Consider the following 22,862-nt stretch of genomic DNA (forward strand, 5'->3'; position numbering starts at 1 on the left):
TTCAGTTTTCCCCTTCATCAAAAAAAACCTGCTTTTGAGGGCAGGCTCATGACGTTCTTTCATATTAAACAGATGGATGGATGAATGGATTCATTGGGCAAGGAAGCCCAACATTAGTCAGAGTATAATACGCCGTCAAAGTTCTCAGGACCTACACGGATTGTGCCCAACAAGTTGGAGCTGACAAATGCAGTGTACGTCAATTGTGGCGTAATTGGTGGATTGAAGTCATCTGCAGAGAATGTAATAACCTGAGGTGCGAGAACACTCAGATTAAATGTGGAAGTGGCGGAATAAATAACTGGGTCTGTTGCTAAAGTCCCTCTAACTATAGTAATCGTAATTCCGGCAAGCGCTAATGGAAGCTGTACAGAGACTGTTCCTTTGAATTGTACACGTGGGTTAGCTCCGATACCAGCTGTGGACACCAAACCAATCTGTCCAAATAATTGAGGTGTGTTAATTACAAGGATTGGAATGGCGATAGAGTTAGCCAAACTCGCATTCTGCGAAGTTCTTGCATCAATAAATTGACTCATGAAATCTACCTCCTATGGGTTGGGATAAGGTAGTATATGCGAGATTTGAGATATGGCATGGACATACACTGACATTCGCAAAAAAAGGCATATTAGAAAGATACCATTTACAAGTTACCTTTTTGCTCTAGCACCTAATTGCAGACAGAAAAAAACCCTTGCTAGGCAAGGGTTTTAAGAGTATGGGCCCTACAGGACTCGAACCTGTGACCAATCGGTTATGAGCCGACCGCTCTAACCAACTGAGCTAAGGGCCCTAAACATAATGTATAACGTGCAGATGATGGCTGTAAATCATCCAAGTGAAACTAAATTGCGGGGGCAGGATTTGAACCTGCGGCCTTCGGGTTATGAGCCCGACGAGCTACCGGGCTGCTCCACCCCGCGTCAGTAAAAAATATTAAAACAGCGACTTAATTAATATACACTATCGTCACCCTATAAGTCAAGGGGTAATGTCAGGGAATAAAACGCACACCGTAACGTCCTTTACGTGATCGATAAACTTCCACTTCCGCTGGTTCATTATGACCGTAAATCCACCCATCCTGCTCCATACGTTTGGCCAGACATCCTGCCTGAAATTTGGTTGCATACAACTTGCTGAAATATACCCAGTGCATACCGCTCGTCCTTTCCGGAGTCGTCATTTATTCCTGCTTTTTGTAGAATACCCCATTTTCATAAAAATAGCCGCCAAAGATTAAAATCTTCAGCGACTATATCCTTAACTTATGATATGACTACTTCATCAAATCTCATTGAAACGTAGCTTTAGGATCTTTTTTCAATTTCTGCAGCATCTCGTTTCCTTTCGCTGCCCACTCACCAAGCGCTTCTTTTGGTGTCTTTTTGTTCTCAAGTACCTGATTGAAATATTCCATGCCTTTTTCATTGACTTGCCATAAGCCTGGGGATTTTTGATACATTTTATCCAGATTGGTATTGGTTGGCGGAATCGGCTTCAAAGAATAGAATGCTTGAATGTTGTAATCCAGGCCGTCTTTGGGCTTAATGAAGCTCTTCCGGGATACCATCTCATAGCTGCTACGCGCCTTGATTTTAGCCCAATCTTCACTGTTCATGTACTTGATCAGTTCCCACGCATCATCCGGGTTCTGAGCCGCACTATTGATCGCCATGAGATTGCTCAGGTAGATACTGCCTCCAATTTCAGGAGCTTCCGGGTGAACTGGAGGTGTTACCACATCCCAATCCACTTTCGTAAAGTCTTTCATTTTATCCGCATTTTTATTGGCATCAATTAATTGATTAATATAGCTGTAATCACCAATAGCCATGGCTGCCTTGCCACTCAGGAACAGGTCACCTTGTACTGGATCATAACGTCCACTCGGATTCTGATCCTGTGGTTCGTCGCCTTTAGGGATGACTTTGTCAATGGCAAGTTTGCTGATGGTGCTCCACACTTTCTCCCATTGAGGAGAATCTACGGTCATCTTCTCTGCTTTGTCATCAAACGTCTTCAGCTGCAACGCGCTGTAGTACTGCTGCATGGAGTAGTAAGGCGAACCCCCCTGATATGTCGTGAAGGCGAAACCAAATACGTGATCTTTACCCTCACCTTTTGTAAGTCGGGTACCCAGATTGAAGATATCGTCCCAAGTCATATTGTCCGTTGGCGGTTCCACGCCTGCTTTTTCAAACATGCCCTTGTTATAGAACAAAGCGGAAGATGAAAACGTTGGTGTCAATGCATAGATGCTCTGATCCCCCAGATCTTTGATACCCTCCAGCACACTAGGAACAATGTCAGTGGTATCAAACTTGTCTTCTTGCATTAATGGGTCCAGCTGTTTCACCAGATTCTCCTGAATTAATGATTTGACAGTAGCGGTATCCGCCACGATGACGTCAACCGGGTTATCGCCAGTCATAATCTTCTTCAGACTTTCCATCGTATCCGGAACTTCCGGCTGTTCTTCGGTGTTGCCATACCCGTACATGCTGCTCTGATCAACAGCAGCTACAATCTCAATGGTTACATTGGGATGGGTCAGCTCAAAAGCATCAGTAAACTGTTGACGGAAATAACTGTCGTCTTGTCCTCCCCACATTGTAGCCACACGTAATACACGTTGCTCTGTATCTTTCGCCTCACTTGCCGTACAGCCAGCAATCAGCGGCAATGCTAGCGTCGCAGTAGCCATGACAGCCAGCACACGTTTTCCCCACAACCTGTTCTTCATTTCCCAATTCCCCCTCATTAATTATCTTGGCGGTGTAATAACAATACGTTCACCGTCAAATTCCAATGTCGCCCGGTTATCAATGGATAAGGCCTCCAGATACTCTTTTGGCACCTGAAGTCGTCCTGCACGGTCTATGATGACAAATGCTTCATGGATGTCCGGCATACCCGCCTCGGACAAGTTATGCTCATCATCCAGATTCGGGTTGCGCTTCACAAACTCGGTACTGGTCAAGCCGTCCCGAATCGCAACGATCCGGTCTACCTTGCCAGCAAGCGTCAAGTCATGGGTAACGATGACAATCGTAACGCCGAGCTCCTTGTTCATTCTTCGGAAAATGCCCATGATTGTATCACATGTCTCGGAATCGACCGAACCGGTAGGTTCATCTGCAAGCAGAATTTTGGGACGATTGGATAAGGAGATCGCAATCGCTACCCGTTGTTGCTCTCCTCCTGACAATTGATGCAATTTGTTATGCATCCGATCCTTAAGGCCTACCCATTCAAGCAACTGTTTTGCATAAGCACGATCTCGCTTGCCTCCCAGAATCATGGGAGTCTCCACATTTTCCAGTGCAGTGAGATAAGGCAGCAAGTTACGACCGTTATTTTGCCAGATAAAACCTACCGTATGACGTTTGTATTCGACCAATTGGGCATCTGTCATCTTGAGCAAATCCCAGTCTCCCACAACGGCCGTACCAGCCGTAGGACGATCAAGCCCGCCCAGAATATTCAGCAGTGTGGATTTACCGCTACCGCTGTTACCGATGATGGCCATCATTTCACCTTGATTGACAGTCAGGTTGAGACCCTGAAGGGCAACGACTTCCACATCGCTGGATTTAAAAATTTTGACAAGTCCTTCGCATTGGATCACGTTTACCTCTCCTCTCCCATTTTGACTGCCTGGTGAACCCGCAATCTGCGAATCTGCCAGAGCAACATCGTTGCACCAATAACCAGCATCACTACGGTGACCCCATACAGTTGCAACATATCTTGCTGTTCAAACACAATCCGAAACGGAGGTACCTGAGCAGATACATTATCCGTCGTTTGCAGGAATGGCAGGAATAAACGACTGGATACCTGACCAATTCCAATACCTAGCAGGATCGATAGCCCCGCTGTGAACACCTGCTCCAGCAGCAGCATACCGCTCAGTTGTGCCCGGGATAAACCCATGGCCCGTAATACACCAAACTGCACAACACGTCCGGACAGGTTGAAGAACCAGTACAGCACGTATCCGATCAACGAGATGATAACCGATACCAGGAATCCAAGGCTCAGTATCCCGAATACGCCACCTCTTGACGGATGTTTACCCTGAGATACCAATTCGGTACGTACGTCACGCACAGAAGATAACTCAATGCCTTCTGCTGCGAGTTTCTCCATTAATGGAGCCACTTTGGCATCCGGTTCCATTTTCAGCCATACCTCATAAGGAATCAAAGGCACCTGATCATAGATATAATCCAGATTCGCCACGAAGAATGGCATCTGATCCGGATATTGGGCTGGCCAGTAAGGAATGATCCCAAACACGACGAATTCAATCGCCTGTCCCTGTACACCCATGGAGACGAGGTCTCCAGTTTTCAACTTAAATTTGTCAGCAAATTTGGAAGAGATCAATACAGCCCCTTCATATTTACCAAGCAAGTCAAGGTACTTGTAGGGATGTGCCGGGAACAGATCATTGCGGAACCATGCCACTTGAGCAAAATCCACATTATCAATTCCGACCAGCATCCCCTGTCCGCCCGATTTACCAGAGACGATAATATTACCTTTGGTCTGCAGCACTCGTGCTGCATGTTCAACCCCGTCTAATCTGCGGAACACTTCGAATGGAGGTTCGGAGTAGATGACTTTGGATGGCTGCGAAGAACCGCCACCACCTGGAGCACCTCCACCGCCATTGCCTCCGCCGGAACCACCACCAGCAGAACCTCCTCCTCCATTGCCACCACCTTGTTGACCTCCACCAGTACCGCCATTCTGTCCAGAACCACCGGGTTTAACCTCAGGTGTTCCTTCCCACACCGTCTGCATAATCACATCAGAACCATAACGGTACAAGGTACGCTCAGTGGAATTCAGATCAATCGTCCGAGCAGCAGCCGAGTTGTACACCCCAAGTCCCAGTGTCAGTACAAGAAGGATCATCAACGGATAATAAGAAGATGATGAACGTGATAACTGCGTTAAAGTCAGATACAACGGGACCGGGAGAAATTTGCGACCGATCAGCTGGATGAGCTTTAAAATCCACGGGAACAAGCGCAGGAAGAATAGTCCGAGCGCAAAAATCGCGAGTGCGGGTACAAAGAACAGAAACGGCTGTACCTGCAGCTGATCGGTTGTCATTCCGGTCTGGAAGGTCAACATCTGACGTTCATAGAACAGGTAGTATCCATATCCAGCCAGACCCAGTAACACAACGTCCAGGAACCAGCGTTGCCATACTGGAGCACGGTCTGTCCGTGCTTGCCGCCGTTTGGCAGATACAATGGTTGCCCGTGCATAGGTTATCGCAGGGATAAGTGATGCGATGATCGCAACAAGGACCGCTGCTACGCCCAGGAGAATAGCTTCTTTTGATACACCGATCGGAATAGACTTCCGATCTACGAACGAGAGAAAGCCACTTGCTGAACCGATACTCTTGGCCATAAACCAACCAAGCAACGGCCCAATAACCAGCGCAATAGCGCCCAGAAATATGCCTTCAAGCAGGTAGAGAGAGAAGATCTGCCGAGCTGAAGCTCCACGGCTGCGCAATACCGCAATATCACTCTCTTGCTTCTGTAATGACTGTCTGGCATTCATCGCAATAAAATAAAAGACCATCGCAATCATCGGTGCTGCCAAGGTAAACAACATCGTCTGCAGTTGCAGACTCTGACTGCGGAACTGCTTGAGCAGATCACCAAAGGTGATGTCCACTTTTGTATCTTTCAGCCGCTGGTAGAGATCGATATCCAGCCTTTCCAGCATGGAAGTCAGACCTGATAACTGGCTGGTTTGAATTTCTTTCAGATCAAAGGCATAATACCAACGTGAATTTTGAAGTGGAATCCCTTTTTCCTTCAGTAAAACATCATTAAAAACCGATTCATCCACATAAAGTCCATTCATCATGCCGTCAAATCCTTGTACCCAGTAAGGGCTGTTCGGATCATCTGCCTTGAAGGAACCCGTAATCTTCACACGTAACGTGATATCAAGACCGCTATACACCGGATATTCCAGAATGTCACCGATATGCAGGTCGTTACGGTACATGCCCTCTTCCAACATGACTGCCTCGATCGTGTCATCTTTGACCTGGTTTCCAGGTTTCACCCCGGCAGAGTAATTCACCTGTGCATCCAGCCCACTCATCGTACCCAGACTCATACTGCGCGCCCTGCTGGCATCCACTTTGGTTGGATCTTCCGGGCTCACCTCTGTGCTGCGAATAGATCTCGAATTCACATACGTATGAAAAGGAAAACCAATATCGCGAGGGACATCCTCACGAATATAACGATCTACTTCATCCAGACCCCGTGTGTCTGTCTTCACGCCACCGGGTGCCTGATAACTCATAAGCAACGAACCGGCTGGCAACCCTTCACTGTTATCCTGCAGCGTTTGCGCGACGACCCGTTTCAACGCACCATCGGCATACATTGGAATACTGACGGTGAACGCTACCGCCACAATCAATCCGATCAGTGTGCTGAAGGTCATCCAGCGCGTGTTCCACATTTTGCGGAACAGCAGCCGAAGCAATGGCAGCCCCATTAGCGTCCCACTACTTTCTGGCCTACGGTCAGACCTTTCAGAATCTCGACATCTGTCGATGTCTGCTGACCAACTTCAACGTCCACTTCACGCTTGCTGCCATCACTCTCCACCACTTGCACATACGTTCTTGAACCGATGGAGCGTAAAGCGGATACAGGAATCACAATTGCGTTCTCGGTACGCTGCGTTACAATCGAGACCGATAGTGGTGTACCACGTTCGACGCCTTTTGGCATTTTCGTAAGTGTAACGATAACATACTTATCCAGCGTTTCCTTGGTTGGAGGCGTACCGCCTTCACCCGTCCCTTCGCCACTGCCGCTTCCCGATGCTTCCGCGATAGGCATAACTTTAATTTTGCCAGAGACTTTACCAGCTCCATTAATATCTACTTCTGCCTTCATACCCGCGGAGAACTTCTCCAGATCTTCCTTGGCAAAGGTAGCTGCCACAACCAGATTGGATGTATCCGCAATCGTAGCAATCGGATCATACGCTTTCACGGCTGCACCCTTCTCTACCTGCACAGCAATAACGGTACCGCCAAACGGAGCTGTCAACGTGGCTTTGCCCAGTTGTTTCTCCAGATCAGCGAGTTCCTGGCGCAGTTCTTCAAACGCAATCGTAGATTCTTCGAACTCCACCGGGTCCATCTCATCCTTCTTGCGAAGTGTTTCCTTCATTTGAACTTCGGATTTGCGAATAGCCAGTTTCTTGCCACGGATCTCCTTCTCCACACTTTCCACATCGAGCACGGCCAGAAGTTGACCCTTTTTCACTTTATCACCTGGTTTAACATTTAACTCTTTGATATGCATGCCATCAAGCGTGAAGTACACCTTCTCTTCCCGCTGACTCATCATTTTTCCACTGCCACTTACTTTTTTCTCCAATGTTTCCGTCCGGACTTCATATTCCGGTTTCTTGGAGATCGTTGGTGGTGTAATAGGCGGAAGTACTTCTTCCTCTGTTTCTGACGGCAGCAATGAGCAGCCGGACATCGTTGCAAGCATTATCGCACCAAGTACAATAAGTGCTGCGCGTTTCCCCCTCTTCGGAGCGGCCCCTTTACTTGATAAATCTGCCGTCCGCCATTTCATAAACATGGTCCGCAACCTCCAAAATTGTAGGATCGTGTGTAGTCATACATATCGTTACTTGTTCTACTTCAATAATATTGCGGAATACGGCCATGACCTGAGCGCCCATCTTGGAATCCAGTTCCGCTGTAGGCTCATCCGCAAGCAACAATCTGGGTCTATGGGCAATCGCCTTGGCTATAGCCACCCGCTGTTGTTCTCCCCCGGACATCTCGAAGGGCCGGTGCTTCACCCGTTTGGATAGTCCAACCAGATCCAGACAGTGACCAACCCTGTCCTTCCACTCCGCTCGCGGAACGTCCGCCATTCGCAGCGACAGTTCTACATTTTCCCAAGCAGATAATAAGGGCATGAGTGCATATGCCTGAAAAATAAAACCGATCTCTTTGCGCCGCAAAGCGGTTCGCCGCCGGTCTCCCCAATCCTGAAGAGGCTGGCCAGAGAACAGAATGTCTCCACTTGAAGGCTGATCCAGTCCACCGAGCATATTCAGCAGTGTTGTTTTGCCTGAGCCCGATCGCCCCTTCAGCATGACTAGTTGTTGCGGATTCACTTCCATATCAATGCCTTTGAGCACATGGATAATGCGACTGCCTGTCTGGAAACTGCGATGCACGTTACGCACCTCCAGTACAGGTCCATCATATGGAGGCAACATATCCTTCTTTGGTTTGATCTTCTTCTGGGGTTCATCAACGGTGGTGACAGCCGTTGCAGCCACTTCATCCGAACCAATTCCACTTTCAGATAAAGATGCTTCACTTGTCGGGTGCGCTGGGTCACTTATGTATGTATTTTCCCCCGACTCCGTCGATGCTTCCAACGGTGTTTCCTCTTGTTGATGTTCATCGCCTGACTGGCTCTTGGCAGGTCTTTTTCTGAGAAATAAATTCTTCATGCCAGCAATCACGCTCATCCTTTCTTGATATCCCGATCATTTCTTCAAAAAACCTAAAATTAGAAATCTGTTCCAACCTACACTGAATTATAAACGACCGATCCCAACTAAAAGTTACAAGCTTTTTACAACGGTAGAGAGAAAAAGTTAATATTTTGATGAACAAACGAAAAAAGCACCCCAAAGTGCGGGATGCCTCTTGCATATTCGATGCTTTTGCCGCTATGACGGCAATCATTACAATTTTGATACCGTTCATTCATGAACATTTTTTCGAGGTATCAATGATATTATTTACCAAATGAAGAAGGATCTTCACGCCAGGATTTTAGCAATTCAAAATCGCTTTCCTGAATCGTTCCCTGGGCCAAAGCCACATCCATCAGCGCGGTGTAATTAGATAGCGTCTGAAGTGGAATTCCAGCATCTTCAAATGCTTTAACACCTTTATCAAGCTGGTAGCTGAAGATGGCAAGCACAGCCAACGGTGTTGCACCTGCAACGCGTACAGCTTCGGCTGCTTTGATCGAGCTTCCACCTGTAGAGATCAGATCTTCGATGACAACCACTTTCTGTCCTTCGGTAATCAGACCTTCAATCAAGTTCTCCTTGCCGTGTCCTTTCGCTTTATCACGAATGTAGGCCATCGGCAGATCCAGCTTCTGAGCCACCCAGGCAGCATGTGGGATACCCGCAGTTGCCGTACCTGCAATGACTTCTGCATCCGGGTATTGGTTCCGAATAATCGTTGCAAAGGCTTCAGCGATATCGTTGCGAATCTCCGGATAGGACATCGTTAAGCGGTTATCGCAGTATATTGGTGATTTGATGCCGGATGTCCATGTAAATGGCTGCTGCGGACGTAACGCCACGGCTTTAATTTTCAACAGTTGGGAAGCAATATGATTCGGAATCTCATTCAGTTCGATCATGCGTTCAACATCTCCTTCAAAATAGTTTCTGCCGCTTCACGCGGATTGGGAGCGCCTGTAATGGGTCTGCCTACAACAATGTAATGACTTCCTCTGGCAATGGCTTCACCCGGCGTCAAGACTCGTGTCTGATCTCCCAGACCACTACCCGCTGGACGAATTCCTGGTGTAACGGTGTGAAAAGCACTGCCACACGCTGCCCGAATTGCGGGCACTTCCAGTGGAGAAGCAACAACCCCATCCAGTCCGGCCTCTTGGGCCAGTCCTGCATAACGGACCACAGCAGCTTCCACACTTCCCGGGATGCCAATCTCGTTATTCATCGTTTCCAGACTTGTACTGGTGAGTTGGGTGACTGCAATGATCTCGGGCTTGCTAAGGGAAGGATCGGCAGCGATTGCTGCCTCAGCACCTTCACGTGCAGCACGCATCATGATCGTTCCACCCGCGGCATGCACATTAAACATGTCTACCCCAAGACGTGTGATACTCTCAGCACCGCCACGAACGGTGTTGGGAATGTCATGCATTTTCACATCCAGAAAAACGGAATAACCTTTGGATTTCAGCTCCCGAATGAAGTCCGGTCCTGCTGCGTAGAACAGCTGCATACCCACTTTCAGATAACAGGGAATGCCTTCAAGAGCTTGTACCAATGCTTTCGCTTCTTCCGCTCCAGGATAATCGAGTGCCACCATCAGACGGCCAGCCATTTCATTCAAACTCGCTTGATTCATCACCAGCGCTCCCCTCCACTTGCTCATTTTTTCCGTTTTTGCCCGATATAAAGGACATCCCGCCAGCCCGCAGGCTGACTGATGTCCTTCATCAGTGAATATTTATTTTATAAAGGCAGGCATTGCTTCAGAAGAGAAGTTGATCGTTTGCAGCATGATCAGCAGCGCACGAATCGTATCCAATGAAGTCATACATACAATGCCGTTTTCTACCGCTTCACGACGGATACGGAATCCATCACGTTGCGGTGTTTTGCCTTTGGTGAGTGTGTTGAAGACAAAGTTTGCTTCGCCGCTACGGATCATATCCAGAATGTTCGGCGAACCTTCACTTAATTTGTTCACAGTCGTTACCGGAATGTTCGCTGCTTCAAGCGCAGCTGCTGTTCCGCCGGTAGCCATGATTTTGTAACCCAGTCTGTAGAAACCTTCGAGCAAAGGAACTGCTTCGTCCTTGTCTTTGTCTGCTACAGTCACAACAATGGCTCCGGTTGCCGGAATTTTCATTCCTGCGCCGATCAGACCTTTGAACAATGCTTTAGCGTAATTCGGGTCACGGCCCATAACCTCACCTGTAGACTTCATCTCAGGTCCGAGGGTTGGCTCTACACGACGCAGCTTCGCGAAGGAGAAGACCGGAACTTTAACAGATACATGATCCGATTCAGGCCACAGCCCGTCAACATAACCAAGATCTTTTAATTTCACACCCAGAATGGCTTGAGTTGCCAAGTTTGCCATCGGAATGTTGGTTACTTTGCTCAGGAATGGTACGGTACGGGATGAACGCGGGTTCACCTCGATAATGTACACTTGGCCATCATGGATAACAAACTGGATGTTGACCAAACCTACCGTTTTCAGTTCTTTCGCAATTTTGATTGTAATCTCTACAATTTTCTCTTTCAAATCCTGGGACAGGTGTTGAGGAGGATATACCGCGATGGAGTCACCCGAGTGGACCCCTGCACGCTCGATATGTTCCATGATTCCCGGGATCAATACCGTTTCACCATCACAGATGGCGTCAACCTCAACTTCTTTACCCATCATGTAACGGTCGATCAGGACCGGATGCTCCGGATTGATTTTAACTGCCTGTTCCATGTATGTCAGCAATTCAGCATCGGAGTATACAATCTCCATCGCACGACCGCCGAGTACATAGGAAGGACGAACCAGTACCGGGTAGCCCAGACTTTGAGCCGTTTCTACCGCATCATCAACGGAAATGACCGTTTTGCCTTTTGGCTGTGCAATCTCCAGACGGGAGAGCAGACGTTCGAATTTCTTGCGATCCTCCGCCTCATCGATGCTTTCCAGATCCGTTCCGAGAATGGTTACACCTGCATTACGCAGTGGCGCTGCCAGGTTGATGGCCGTTTGACCACCGAACTGTACGATAACCCCTACTGGTTTCTCCTGTTCAATCACGTTCATGACATCTTCGAAGAAGAGCGGTTCAAAGTACAGGCGATCCGATGTATTAAAGTCCGTAGACACCGTCTCCGGGTTATTGTTGATAATAACTGCTTCATAGCCTGCTTTTTGCAATGCCCATACTGCGTGTACAGTAGAGTAGTCAAACTCAATCCCTTGACCGATCCGGATTGGTCCTGAACCCAGAACCACAACTTTTTTCTTGTCTGAAGGGATAACTTCATTTTCTGTCTCGTAAGTCGAGTAGTAATATGGCGTTGTTGCTTCGAACTCAGCTGCACATGTATCTACCATTTTGTACACCGGGCGCAGGTTCTCTGCTTCCCGACGAGTTCTAACTTCCGCTTCAGTTGTTAATGTGCCTCCTGGTTGACCTTGCGCACGCAGTTCAGCAATGGCACGGTCTGTGAATCCAAGGCGTTTCGCTTGATACAGAATATCGGAAGACAATTCGGATTCTTCGCGAATGCGATCTTCGAATGCGATCAGACCTTCGATTTTGTCCAGGAACCACCAGTCAATCTTGGTCAAATCCTGTAGTTGTTGCAACGTATAACCTCTGCGGAATGCTTCGGCAATCAGGAAGATACGCTCATCATCCGCTTTGATCAGACGCTCGTTCAGCGTAGCTTCATCCAACGTTTCGGCATCCTTCAGGTAGAGGCGGTGTACGCCAATCTCCAGGGAACGCACTGCTTTGTGAATCGACTCTTCAAATGTCCGGCCAATAGCCATCACTTCGCCTGTTGCTTTCATCTGAGTTCCCAGTTTACGGTTCGCCGAGATGAACTTGTCGAACGGCCAGCGTGGGATTTTGCTCACAATATAATCCAGTGTAGGCTCGAAGCAAGCATACGTTTGGCCTGTTACCGGGTTCACGATTTCGTCCAGTGTGTAACCCATGGCAATTTTGGCAGCCATTTTCGCAATCGGATAACCCGTTGCTTTGGAAGCCAGAGCCGATGAACGGCTTACCCGTGGGTTAACTTCGATAACATAGTATTGGAAGCTGTGTGGGTCCAGTGCGAACTGTACGTTACATCCACCCTCGATGTTCAGGGCACGGATGATTTTCAGTGAAGCTGAACGCAGCATTTGATATTCACGGTCCGACAAAGTTTGGCTTGGTGCTACAACGATACTGTCGCCTGTATGAACACCTACCGGGTCAAAGTTTTCCATGTTGCAGACAACGATACAGTTATCGTTTTTGTCCCGCATAACTTCATACTCGACTTCTTTCATGCCTGCAATGCTCTTCTCGACCAGACATTGCCCAATCGGGCTATAACGAATTCCCGCTGCCACAGTTTCGCGCAGCTCTTCTTCGTTCGCACAGATTCCGCCACCTGTTCCGCCCAGTGTATAGGCTGGACGCACGATGATTGGATAACCAATCTCATTTGCAAATTCAAGTGATTCTTCAAGTGTCGTTACAATCACACTCTCAGGTACAGGCTGTTCAAGTTCACGCATCAGGTCACGGAACAGATCACGATCTTCCGCTTTCTCGATGGATGTCAGCTGCGTTCCGAGCAATTTTACATTTTCACGTTCCAACACGCCTGCACGTGCCAGTTCCACAGCCATGTTCAGACCTGTCTGACCACCCAGTGTTGGCAACAAGCCGTCTGGACGCTCCTGACGAATGATTTGGGTTACAAAATCCAGTGTGATTGGCTCAATGTAGACTTTGTCAGCCATGTTGGTATCCGTCATAATGGTCGCCGGGTTGCTGTTGATAAGTACAACTTCCACGCCTTCTTCTTTCAGAGCCTGGCAAGCTTGTGTACCGGCATAGTCGAACTCGGCCGCTTGACCGATGACGATTGGACCGGAACCAATCACCAGGATTTTTTTGAGATCTTTGTTAATCGGCATGTTATTGTGCTCCTTTCACTGCGGCTGCCAATACGGCTTGACGCGGCTTTTGCGGGTTAGTGATCTTGTGCTCGCGAATCATCTCGATGAAGCGGTCGAACAGATAGCTGTTGTCGTAAGGACCCGGGGCTGCTTCAGGGTGATATTGAACCGAGAATGCCGGGAATGATTTATGTTTCAGACCTTCAATGGTCTTATCGTTATTGTTGATATGTGTAACTTCCAGATCTGTGTTCTTCACAGACTCTTCGTTTACGGTAAATCCGTGATTCTGGGATGTGATGAAGCAACGTCCGCTCTCCAGTTCTTTCACCGGGTGGTTTCCTCCGCGATGTCCAAACTTAAGTTTTTCGGTGTCTGCTCCTGCCGCAAGTGCGAACAACTGGTGACCCAGGCAGATACCGAAGATCGGGTATTCGCCAAGCAGTTCACTGATCATCTTAACTGCATGAGGTACGTCTTTCGGGTCCCCAGGGCCGTTGGACAGTTGAATGCCGTCCGGGTTCAAGCGACGAATCTCGTCTGCTGTTACATCGTGTGGAACAACAACAACGTCACAGTTACGTTTGCTGAGTTCGCGCAAGATTCCTGTTTTAGCACCATAATCCACGAGCACAATACGCTCAGCCGTTCCCGGGCTGTTGTAGACATGCTCTGTAGAAGTCATTGGCACCTGGTTACGCAGCTCTGCAATGGTAGTGTCTCCCATCATCTCCAGCAGTTCTTCCACAGGCTTCGATCCTGTTGTGAGAATTCCCTTCATTGTGCCGTGGTGACGAATCCGGCGAGTCAACATGCGTGTATCAATTTCGCTGATTCCTACGATACCGTATTCCTTAAGCAGATTGTCTACGCTATATTCCGCACGCCAGTTGCTTGGCGTTGGCTCATGACGACGTACAACGAAACCGTGCACGTATGGACGAATCGACTCAAAGTCATCACGCGTAATGCCGTAGTTTCCGATCAGCGGATACGTCATGGTTACGATTTGACCGCAATAGGAAGGATCCGAAAGCACCTCTTGATAGCCTGTAATTCCCGTATTAAAAACGACCTCACCTGTCGTTTCACCTTCAGCACCAAATGCTTTCCCGGTGAACAGTGTGCCGTCTTCCAACAATAATCTTGCCTGTGCCTGCATCCCATTTCACTCCTCTGTGTTTATCAACGTTGAATGCATTTGGGTTGAACTTTGGGAGCGTTACGATTGTGCGGCTCCGCGTACAGAAAACCCTTTGATCGCTGTTATCCCCGGATTACTTTTTATCATTTTTCAAATGATGTAATCCGGTGATAAAGGCGAACGCTTTGCTTCTTCGGGTCTTTTCTGTCCGCTCCGCAGTTACGTTGGTGTCCAAGTTCAAAATCATGACATTCAACTTTGCTTGTTTCGTATGTTAGACTCTCGGCATGATTTGCCTCGAGTTAGTTGAAAAGATGTTACCGGTAAAAAAGTTATAGATAAGTTTTAGATTTAAAAGATTTGTTGTTTTAAAAAAGTTAAGAATTACTGTTACTGATTTAAAGAGTTAAAGAGTTAAAGATATAGAGTTACTAATTTATCAGTTTACTAAATTACCGTTTTACTGTTGTACCGTGTTATGCCACACGCTTTTGCCATCCACCCAAGTTTGTACGGCCCAGCCTTTAAGCTTCCAGCCTGTGAATGGTGTGTTTCTTCCTTTGGTTGCAAACGTTGCAGGATCAACTGCTTTTTCCTCGTTCAGGTCAATCATTGTGATATCGGCTGGTGCTCCCTCTTCCAGTTTGCCTGTATCCAGTCGGAATACACGTGCCGGATCAGCTGTCATACGTTTCACCAGGAAGTCCAAGCTCCACAGTCCTGTTTCCACAAACTTGGTGTACAGCAGTGGGAAGGCTGTTTCGAATCCTACGATTCCGAAAGGTGCCAGCTCCATGCCTTTGGCTTTTTCTTCTTCACTGTGTGGCGCGTGATCAGTTACGATCATATCCAGCGTGCCGTCCAGCAAACCTTCGATACAAGCCTGCACATCGCGTGGTGAACGCAGCGGTGGGTTCATTTTCCAGTTGGCGTCCATGCCCGGGATATCTTCATCCGACAACACCAGATGGTGCGGACATACCTCAGCAGTTACTTTAATGCCGATGGACTTCGCCAGACGAATCAGACGAACCGATTGTTCTGTACTTACGTGGCAGACGTGGTAATGAACTCCCGTTGCTTCTGCGAGCAAGATATCACGGCCAACGTGGATGGCTTCGGATTCATTTGGAATCCCTTTGATTCCGTGACGCTTCGAAAACTCACCTTCCGTCACATATCCACCAACAACCAGTGAGTCATCTTCACAGTGAGCGATCACTGGCATATCCATGCTTGCCGCGAGGCTCATGGCATCTTTCATCATTTGAGCGTTTTGTACGCCTACACCGTCATCCGTGAATCCAATAGCGCCTGCTTCTTTTAATGCGGCAAAATCGGTAAGTTCACGACCCAGTTCATTTTTTGTAATGGCTGCATAAGGCAACACTTTAACCAGATCAGCTTCTTTGGCCTTATCCAGTACAAGCTTCACAACTTCCACTGTATCTGTTACTGGTCTTGTGTTCGGCATGCAAGCGATTGTTGTAAAACCACCTTGTGCTGCTGAACGGGCACCTGTCTCGATCGTCTCTTTGTGTTCGAATCCAGGTTCACGCAGATGCACGTGCATATCGATCAATCCCGGAATAACCAGTTTGCCTGATGCGTCTGTCACACTTTGCGCTGACTTTTCGGCATCCAGAACGGTTTGGTCTTCCAGACCAGCGATCTTTTTAATTTTACCTTCATCTATAATGATGGTTTTCCGTTCAAGTTCCCCTTTTTGGTTCAAGACGTTCGCGTTTTTTATAATCTGTAGCATAATTGCCCTCCGCTTCGGTTCTGTCCGGCTTACCAGGCAAACCGGATGATTTTCTTTATCGTGTACTCTCTTATTGCTCTATAAGAACTACCGTACCGTCAGCCTATGACCCACAGCCAGACCCTGTTACAGTTTCATCGCACGTTCCATAACCGCCATGCGGATTGGAACGCCGTTTGCCATCTGTGGGAAGATCCGCGATGCTTCACTCTCCACAACCGCGTCATCTACCTCGACATTGCGATTCACAGGAGCAGGGTGCATGATAATGGTGCTTGGTTTTAGGCGTGATGCCCGTTCTTCCGTCAATCCGTAGTGTTCGCGATAATCCTCAGCTGAAGTAATTAAGCCATGTTGATGACGTTCCAGTTGAACACGGAGCATCATGACCACATCTGCATCAAGCGCTTCTTCAAGACCGACATAAGGAGCATGCTCTGCGAGTTCCGGTGCCTGCATCGTTTGCGGAGCACAGAAGCGTACATCTGCACCAAACTTTTGCAGTGCCCACAGATTGGAACGAGCTACACGGCTATGCAGAATGTCACCAATGATGGAAACACGCAAGCCTTTCAGTTCGCCAAATGCTTTCCTCATCGTGTAGAGATCCAGCAACGCCTGTGTGGGATGCTCATTGTTGCCGTCTCCGGCGTTCACGAGTGGTACATTCACTTTCTGAGCCAGTTGTTGCAGAACGCCTGCCGGTTTCAACCGGATCACGCCTGCATCAATGCCCATCGACTCAAGTGTTCGTACCGTATCGTAGATGGACTCTCCTTTTTCCACACTGGATGCGGCTGCCGTAAAGTTCAGCACTTGTGCACCCAGGCGTTTCTCTGCCATTTCGAAGGAGAAGCGGGTACGTGTGCTGTTCTCGAAGAACATGTTCGCAACAAAGCGTGATTCCAGTACAGGAGCCAGTTTCTCTTTCTGCGCTTCCCAGTGAGCCGCTCTGTTCAGAATGGACTCGATTTCTCCTCGACTAAGTTCCTTCAGTCCAAGCAAGCTTCGGTCTCTCAATGCTGTCTGTGTAATCATTATGCTTGCTCCCCCCGGTTCTGAGTGATTTTGACTTCGTCCTGTCCGTCCGTTTCCATGAGTGCAACTTCGATCTCCTCTGATTTGGAAGTCGGCACATTCTTGCCGATAAAATCAGGTCGAATTGGAAGTTCCCGGTGTCCGCGGTCTGCGAGTACAGCCAGCTGAATGTTCTGCGGTCTTCCACAGTCCATCAGGGCATCCATCGCTGCGCGAATCGTCCGTCCGGTATAGAGCACATCATCGAACAAAATCACTTTTTTGTTATGGATCGAAAGTGATTCAGGTGTCATAATCAACATTTCCTTGCGATTCGCTTTATTTTCGTCCAAGCGGTCATCGCGGTAAGGAGTCACATCCAGTTCTCCCCAGGGGACTTTGGCGCCTTCGATTTCTTCAATCTTGGCGGCAATCCGTTCCGCGAGGTAAACCCCGCGTGTGCGGATACCGACCAGCACACAATCGTCGATTCCTTTGTTTTTCTCCAATATCTCATGGGCAATCCGTGTTAGTGCGCGGCGGATCGCCGTCTCATCCATAATGACATGTGTCTCTGTGCTCATGCGTTCAGCCTCCTCAGGATTTCCCTTCAGCATCATGGCCCCGTGACGAGGAGAAAAAAAAGACTCCTTGCCGTGTTTATTGGCAAGGAGTCTCCGAACTTCAGACCGCTCTGAAGAAAGTTTACTCTCGGGGATGCATCGCTTCATTTGCCGCAGCAAAAAACGATGTATCGTTCACGTTACCTTGCCAGTCTCACGGGACTGATTTAAAGGTGCTATTCATGTCGTTCATATTGCAGGACCTCACAGGGTTCTATAATCAATATGTCCGTTTGTCTTCATGAATTATGACAGAAAGACAACCCCCTGTCAACACCTCACCATCGCAGGTGAAAACCCTCTGCTACGTTCTACTTAGAATCAGCAGTTAGGCTGAAAAACATCCATGCACAATACATCTCATTGGTTATTCATAATTATACAACATTTCTGCATATTTATCCATAGGCAAATGAGAAATTTGAAATAACCAAAATAAACCTCTGACTATACTTAAGTAGAGACAAAACACTTCTTTTGAGAACAAACGGTGAGTTTCGTTTTACGCGATATATGAAGGCTCTGAATTAGTACCAAGTGAAATGGGTACAGTTTATAAACATGAACCCATTCATAGATGCTGCAATAATGCCGATATACATAAGATTCACAATTATGCCGATATACATAAGATTCACAATTATGCGACATAGAAATAAGATACGCCCTACATTTATGTACATTTAGGAGGAAGTCATGCGTCACATTTGGCACGTTTACAAAACAGACTGGTTACATATTCTGAAGGTTCCCACAGGTATATTTCTAATTGTGGCTATTATTCTACTCCCCGGGGTGTATGACTGGGTCAATGTGAAGTCCGTATGGGACCCGTACAGTAATACCCAGGGGATCAAAATTGCTGTGACAAGCGAGGACGCGGGTGCGACTGTTGAAGGAACCAATATTAATATCGGAAACGAACTGGTATCCAGCCTCAAAAACAACGAAAAGCTGGGCTGGACTTTTGTAGATCGAGCTGAGGCTAGTCGGGGAGTACAAACAGGAGAATATTATGCCAGTCTGCTCATTCCCGGAGACTTTTCGTCCAAAATTACAGGTATCATTGACGGAAAGCTGGAACGCCCAGAGGTAATCTATACCGTTAATGAAAAGGTGAATGCCATTGCTCCTAAAATCACTGGCTCTGGTGTATCTGCCATAACAACACAAATCAATGAAAATTTCACTGAAGCCGTCAGTGAGGCCGTTCTAACCAAGTTGAATGAAGCCGGGGTTGAGATTAATTCCCAGCTTCCAACATTACGCAAAATGGAGAATGGCATTTTTACACTGGAGAGAAATCTTCCGGCTATTCAAGCTGCAGGTCAAAAGGTTCTGGAAGTAGAAAAAGCCATGCCCGAGATTGTAAAAGATGCTCAAAAGATCGTTGAAATCGAGAAAAAACTGCCTGAAATCAATGAAGCAGCACAGTATGTGCTCAAGGTGCAAGAGTATTGGCCACAAATTAATGATGCGGCTTCCGAGGTGCTGGCTATTCAAGGGCGGATACCGGATATACAAAAAGCGGTAGAACGCATTCGAGAAGTGGATGAAAACTTTGGTCAGGTATCAGCTGTCATCCAAACGGCGCTGGATAAAACCAACAAAGCTCTGTCTATCGTAACGGCCGCAGAACAAGATCTGGACAAAGTATCACAAATCGCTGGCAACGGGATTGAGCTTGCAGAGGGATTAAATCAGTTCGTGGATTCCAGTGAAGAAGCGTTTCAGACAATTAGCCCGGCGATCCACCAAAATCTGCTGCTGGTGCAGCAGATTACTAACGCTGCAGGAGACGTATTTACACAATTGCAAAATTCGGATCTTAATAACCTGCCTACAGCAGAAGATCTCGACCGGATTGCTTCACGTTTAGGGATTGCGGTAAAACTCGTCGACAGTATGGCAGAACTACTGGGCAAAATAGACAACTTGCTTCCAAGCCATCCACTTGCCGATAAAATTACACAACTGAACTCCATTTCAGATAAACTTCAGTTGCAAATCCGCTTGGCTGGCATCATCAGTGATGCCATGCGTCGTAATACAACTCCACCGACAGACGTCATCGCTCAGTTAAATGCTCTCTCGAAGGACATTAGCAGCGGGATTGGCAATATCTTAAACACCTATGAAAGTGAACTATCACCTGCACTTGCAGCTGGTGCGGATAAACTCAGGTCTATCCTCTCCACTTCAGCAGAAACTCTACAAGGAGCAAAGGATCGTATTCCGGATATTGCTGACATTCTGGCATCAGCCAAAGAAGGGATTATGTTCGGGCAGACCGAGTTGACAAAAATCCAGAGCGAACTGCCTCAAGTACAATCGAAGATCCATGAGGTATCAGAGACACTCGCGAACAAAAGTGAAGGTTTTATCCAAGCTTTGAACACCGTGTCTTCATTAATTCGAAACGATCTGCCCAAGCTGGGAAACAAACTGAACGAAGCCGCTGATTTTGTTCGTAATGATCTGCCTAATGCCGAGAAACAGATAGGCAAGGCATCCGATTTTGTCCAGAACCAGCTTCCGGAGGTCGAAAAAGGAGTACATCGTGTTGCCACGCTGGTACGTGATGATCTGCCAGCATTAGAACGTGCCATCAGTAAGGCTGCTGACAAACTTCGGGAAGTCGAAGGTAATAACCAATTTGCCGAACTTGCCAAACTTTTGCGTGGCGATATCGAAGAAGAAAGTGCTTTCCTTGCAAGTCCGGTGCAAATTAAGGAACAACAGCTTTACCCAATTCCGAATTATGGATCGGCTATGTCACCATTTTATGGCGTGCTGTCCTTGTGGGTTGGCTCAACACTGCTGATATCTCTGCTTCGTGCCGAAGCCGAAAATCCAGAGGGCAAGTTCCGGGGATATGAGTTGTATCTTGGACGTCTTGCTACTTTTCTGACCATTGGGTTACTTCAGGCGTTATGCGTCACCCTGGGAGATATCTTAATCCTGGGTACCTATGTTGCAGATAAACTGTGGTTTGTCCTGTTTGCCATGCTGGTGAGTGCCGTATTTGTCACCATCACGTACACCCTGCTGTCCGTTTTTGGGAATATCGGAAAAGGGATCGCCATTATCTTCATGGTGTTCCAGTTCTCCAGCTCCGGCGGTACGTTCCCAATCAGCATGACATCACCCTTTTTCCAGGCATTGAATCCGTTCATGCCCTTCACGTATGCAATCAGTCTGCTGCGTGAGTCGGTAGGCGGCATATTGTGGTCTACTGCCATCAAGGATATTCTGTGGTTGTGTATGTTCATCGCGCTGAGTCTCATTGTTGCTCTCACTTTGAAACGTCCACTCAGCAGTCTCACCAAACGTTCAGCCGAGAATGCCAAGAAGACCAAAATTATTGCTTAACTCATTTGCTCAACACGAAATAAGATAAGGCCATTGGACTTTCCATCCCATGGCCTTATCTTATTTCATTTCATTATATGAATCGATACATTTTGATTATTTCACTGAGCGTTCCTGTTCCAACTGATTATAGGATTGTTTGATTGTTGTTAATGTTTCTACATGGCGATAGATGTTGTTACTTGCCGTAACGATAACACATAACATGATCAAGCCTATAACCACTTTTTTCCCCAATCCCGGACGAAGGCTGATGACAAAACCTCCACCCAACAGGAAGAACGCAAACAGATAATGTCCCGCATACAGGTACATATCATATTGAAATACAGCCAAACCAAAGCCCACGACTACGTGAAGCAAAAAGGCAAACAGAATATATGGCACAAGGGTCCACACTTCTCGTTCACGAATTCCTTTAATGAAGCCCATGAATGCCAGTAGTAAAATAAAGATACCTGTCATCTGCACAACGATTGGATTGGAACGGGATAGATCCGTAACAAAGGCTGCCATGCCCGGGTCCAGTAAATGCATCTTCGGTGTCAGCATCGGATTAATGGTTAACATGTTCAATGCTTTCCAATGAATAGCAAACTGGAACGGCGTTGCATAGCTGGTTCCACCATTTTGAATGCCCAACAGCCAGTTACTAACCCAGCTGCGGCCTCCAAAGGCAACATACTGAATACCAGTTAATACGACGATGATCAGAACCGCCAGTGCCATGATGCCGATGTATTTTTTCAGATTCGCCTTATTGCGCCATACATTCATATTGAAGAATGTGGCAGCAGCAAACGGTACGATGTTTGTCGAGGTTAGCCCAAAGTTAATCGATGCCAGCAATGCATTAGGTACATAACGTACGTCCTGACGCTCACGAGTATACTGCATGTAAACCACAGAAAGAAGGATAACGAACTGAACATACGGATACGAATCCGGGATCAACGCGGTATACATCAGGTAGGAACTGAAACCAAACAGTAAGGCAAACAGCAACGGTACGATGGTCGGTTTATCTTCTTTTTGACTCAAGAACAGATACGCCAGCACCACCGAACCCGCATTCACCAGTGATTGCAAGATTAGAAAGAACCAGTTGCCTCCCAGCAGTTTCGCTACAGCCGCAAGGGTGACTGCCAGAAAGGAAATCAGCGGATGGATCACGGAAGAACTGTTGTCCCCATAATACATTGAAGGATCAAAGTTGAATAAATTAATTGGAAACAGCGTTGTATTAAATGGGCTATACGCCCCCAGCATCTCTGCATTATTTTCAATGTACAGAACATACGAGCCGTTCATTAAACCATAGAACAAAGCAAATCCTGCAAACAGGTAAAAGGCTGTCCAGTTGGCTCTGCGATTATAAAATAAGTAATCTAAAAAGTTCATGCTTTCATTTCA

Annotated in this window: 16 protein-coding genes and 2 tRNA genes; 1 reads left to right on the plus strand and 17 read right to left on the minus strand. The window is 47.3% G+C overall.

Annotated features, from left to right (window positions below):
• Positions 1-113: 113 nt before the first annotated feature.
• From F0220_RS20885 to pyrR, 16 genes are all read right to left on the minus strand, one after another.
• The gene (locus tag F0220_RS20885) at positions 114-539 is read right to left on the minus strand and encodes a hypothetical protein (RefSeq protein WP_124116041.1); all 426 of its coding nucleotides are present in this window, start codon (positions 537-539) and stop codon (positions 114-116) included.
• Between the two features lie 183 nt (positions 540-722).
• Positions 723-796 (minus strand) — tRNA-Ile (locus F0220_RS20890).
• 56 nt (positions 797-852) lie between these two features.
• Positions 853-926, minus strand: a tRNA-Met gene (locus F0220_RS20895).
• Between the two features lie 71 nt (positions 927-997).
• A complete protein-coding gene (locus tag F0220_RS32585) occupies positions 998-1,189 on the minus strand; it encodes a hypothetical protein (protein ID WP_047843730.1) in 192 nt (63 codons plus the stop codon).
• 108 nt (positions 1,190-1,297) lie between these two features.
• The gene (locus tag F0220_RS20900; protein WP_091014127.1) at positions 1,298-2,749 is read right to left on the minus strand and encodes an ABC transporter substrate-binding protein; all 1,452 of its coding nucleotides are present in this window, start codon (positions 2,747-2,749) and stop codon (positions 1,298-1,300) included.
• A gap of 21 nt (positions 2,750-2,770) precedes the next feature.
• Positions 2,771-3,634 carry an ABC transporter ATP-binding protein gene (locus F0220_RS20905; RefSeq protein ID WP_036614799.1) on the minus strand — a complete coding sequence of 288 codons (864 nt, stop codon included), beginning with the start codon at positions 3,632-3,634 and terminating at the stop codon, positions 2,771-2,773.
• A gap of 2 nt (positions 3,635-3,636) precedes the next feature.
• Complete coding sequence (locus tag F0220_RS20910) at positions 3,637-6,555, minus strand: ABC transporter permease (protein ID WP_149846737.1); 2,919 nt, start codon at positions 6,553-6,555, stop codon at positions 3,637-3,639.
• A complete protein-coding gene (locus F0220_RS20915) occupies positions 6,555-7,664 on the minus strand; it encodes an efflux RND transporter periplasmic adaptor subunit (protein WP_149846738.1) in 1,110 nt (369 codons plus the stop codon). The genes F0220_RS20910 and F0220_RS20915 overlap by 1 nt, the downstream gene beginning before the upstream one ends.
• Positions 7,627-8,556, minus strand: coding sequence for an ABC transporter ATP-binding protein (locus F0220_RS20920; RefSeq protein WP_223199737.1), 930 nt, complete (start codon positions 8,554-8,556; stop codon positions 7,627-7,629). The genes F0220_RS20915 and F0220_RS20920 overlap by 38 nt, the downstream gene beginning before the upstream one ends.
• Before the next feature lie 290 nt (positions 8,557-8,846).
• Positions 8,847-9,488, minus strand: a complete 642-nt coding sequence (gene pyrE / locus F0220_RS20925) for an orotate phosphoribosyltransferase (RefSeq protein ID WP_036614805.1) — start codon at positions 9,486-9,488, stop codon at positions 8,847-8,849.
• A complete protein-coding gene (gene pyrF / locus F0220_RS20930; RefSeq protein WP_149846930.1) occupies positions 9,485-10,225 on the minus strand; it encodes an orotidine-5'-phosphate decarboxylase in 741 nt (246 codons plus the stop codon). The genes pyrE and pyrF overlap by 4 nt, the downstream gene beginning before the upstream one ends.
• 102 nt (positions 10,226-10,327) lie before the next feature.
• A complete protein-coding gene (gene carB, locus F0220_RS20935; protein WP_149846739.1) occupies positions 10,328-13,546 on the minus strand; it encodes a carbamoyl-phosphate synthase large subunit in 3,219 nt (1,072 codons plus the stop codon).
• A 1-nt stretch (position 13,547) separates the two neighbouring features.
• Entirely contained in the window at positions 13,548-14,690 is a 1,143-nt protein-coding gene (carA, locus tag F0220_RS20940; RefSeq protein WP_091014111.1) for a glutamine-hydrolyzing carbamoyl-phosphate synthase small subunit, read from the minus strand.
• Positions 14,691-15,132: 442 nt separating this feature from the next.
• Complete coding sequence (locus F0220_RS20945) at positions 15,133-16,437, minus strand: dihydroorotase (RefSeq protein ID WP_149846740.1); 1,305 nt, start codon at positions 16,435-16,437, stop codon at positions 15,133-15,135.
• Between the two features lie 126 nt (positions 16,438-16,563).
• Complete coding sequence (locus F0220_RS20950) at positions 16,564-17,475, minus strand: aspartate carbamoyltransferase catalytic subunit (protein WP_036614815.1); 912 nt, start codon at positions 17,473-17,475, stop codon at positions 16,564-16,566.
• Positions 17,475-18,038: a bifunctional pyr operon transcriptional regulator/uracil phosphoribosyltransferase PyrR gene (gene pyrR / locus F0220_RS20955; RefSeq protein WP_017687330.1), complete on the minus strand. Its 564-nt coding sequence runs from the start codon at positions 18,036-18,038 to the stop codon at positions 17,475-17,477. The genes F0220_RS20950 and pyrR overlap by 1 nt, the downstream gene beginning before the upstream one ends.
• Positions 18,039-18,773: 735 nt before the next feature.
• Between pyrR and F0220_RS20960 the strand changes: the two genes are divergently transcribed.
• Positions 18,774-21,449, plus strand: coding sequence for a YhgE/Pip domain-containing protein (locus F0220_RS20960; RefSeq protein WP_149846741.1), 2,676 nt, complete (start codon positions 18,774-18,776; stop codon positions 21,447-21,449).
• Positions 21,450-21,545: 96 nt separating this feature from the next.
• Here the strand turns inward: F0220_RS20960 and F0220_RS20965 are convergent, their stop codons facing one another.
• The gene (locus tag F0220_RS20965) at positions 21,546-22,850 is read right to left on the minus strand and encodes a DUF6080 domain-containing protein (RefSeq protein ID WP_149846742.1); all 1,305 of its coding nucleotides are present in this window, start codon (positions 22,848-22,850) and stop codon (positions 21,546-21,548) included.
• Positions 22,851-22,862 lie beyond the last annotated feature (12 nt).

The organism is Paenibacillus sp. 37 (assembly GCF_008386395.1).
Classification (GTDB): domain Bacteria; phylum Bacillota; class Bacilli; order Paenibacillales; family Paenibacillaceae; genus Paenibacillus; species Paenibacillus amylolyticus_B.

What these genes read in the sequence shown, in the direction of transcription:
- F0220_RS20885 (WP_124116041.1), bottom strand. Translation starts at nt 539, where the DNA reads ATGAGTCAATTTATTGATGCAAGAACTTCGCAGAATGCGAGTTTGGCT.
- F0220_RS32585 (WP_047843730.1), bottom strand. Translation starts at nt 1,189, where the DNA reads ATGACGACTCCGGAAAGGACGAGCGGTATGCACTGGGTATATTTCAGC.
- F0220_RS20900 (WP_091014127.1), bottom strand. Translation starts at nt 2,749, where the DNA reads ATGAAGAACAGGTTGTGGGGAAAACGTGTGCTGGCTGTCATGGCTACT.
- F0220_RS20910 (WP_149846737.1), bottom strand. Translation starts at nt 6,555, where the DNA reads ATGGGGCTGCCATTGCTTCGGCTGCTGTTCCGCAAAATGTGGAACACG.
- F0220_RS20915 (WP_149846738.1), bottom strand. Translation starts at nt 7,664, where the DNA reads ATGTTTATGAAATGGCGGACGGCAGATTTATCAAGTAAAGGGGCCGCT.
- F0220_RS20920 (WP_223199737.1), bottom strand. Translation starts at nt 8,556, where the DNA reads ATGAAGAATTTATTTCTCAGAAAAAGACCTGCCAAGAGCCAGTCAGGC.
- pyrE (WP_036614805.1), bottom strand. Translation starts at nt 9,488, where the DNA reads ATGATCGAACTGAATGAGATTCCGAATCATATTGCTTCCCAACTGTTG.
- pyrF (WP_149846930.1), bottom strand. Translation starts at nt 10,225, where the DNA reads ATGAATCAAGCGAGTTTGAATGAAATGGCTGGCCGTCTGATGGTGGCA.
- carB (WP_149846739.1), bottom strand. Translation starts at nt 13,546, where the DNA reads ATGCCGATTAACAAAGATCTCAAAAAAATCCTGGTGATTGGTTCCGGT.
- carA (WP_091014111.1), bottom strand. Translation starts at nt 14,690, where the DNA reads ATGCAGGCACAGGCAAGATTATTGTTGGAAGACGGCACACTGTTCACC.
- F0220_RS20945 (WP_149846740.1), bottom strand. Translation starts at nt 16,437, where the DNA reads ATGCTACAGATTATAAAAAACGCGAACGTCTTGAACCAAAAAGGGGAA.
- F0220_RS20950 (WP_036614815.1), bottom strand. Translation starts at nt 17,475, where the DNA reads ATGATTACACAGACAGCATTGAGAGACCGAAGCTTGCTTGGACTGAAG.
- pyrR (WP_017687330.1), bottom strand. Translation starts at nt 18,038, where the DNA reads ATGAGCACAGAGACACATGTCATTATGGATGAGACGGCGATCCGCCGC.
- F0220_RS20960 (WP_149846741.1), top strand. Translation starts at nt 18,774, where the DNA reads ATGCGTCACATTTGGCACGTTTACAAAACAGACTGGTTACATATTCTG.
- F0220_RS20965 (WP_149846742.1), bottom strand. Translation starts at nt 22,850, where the DNA reads ATGAACTTTTTAGATTACTTATTTTATAATCGCAGAGCCAACTGGACA.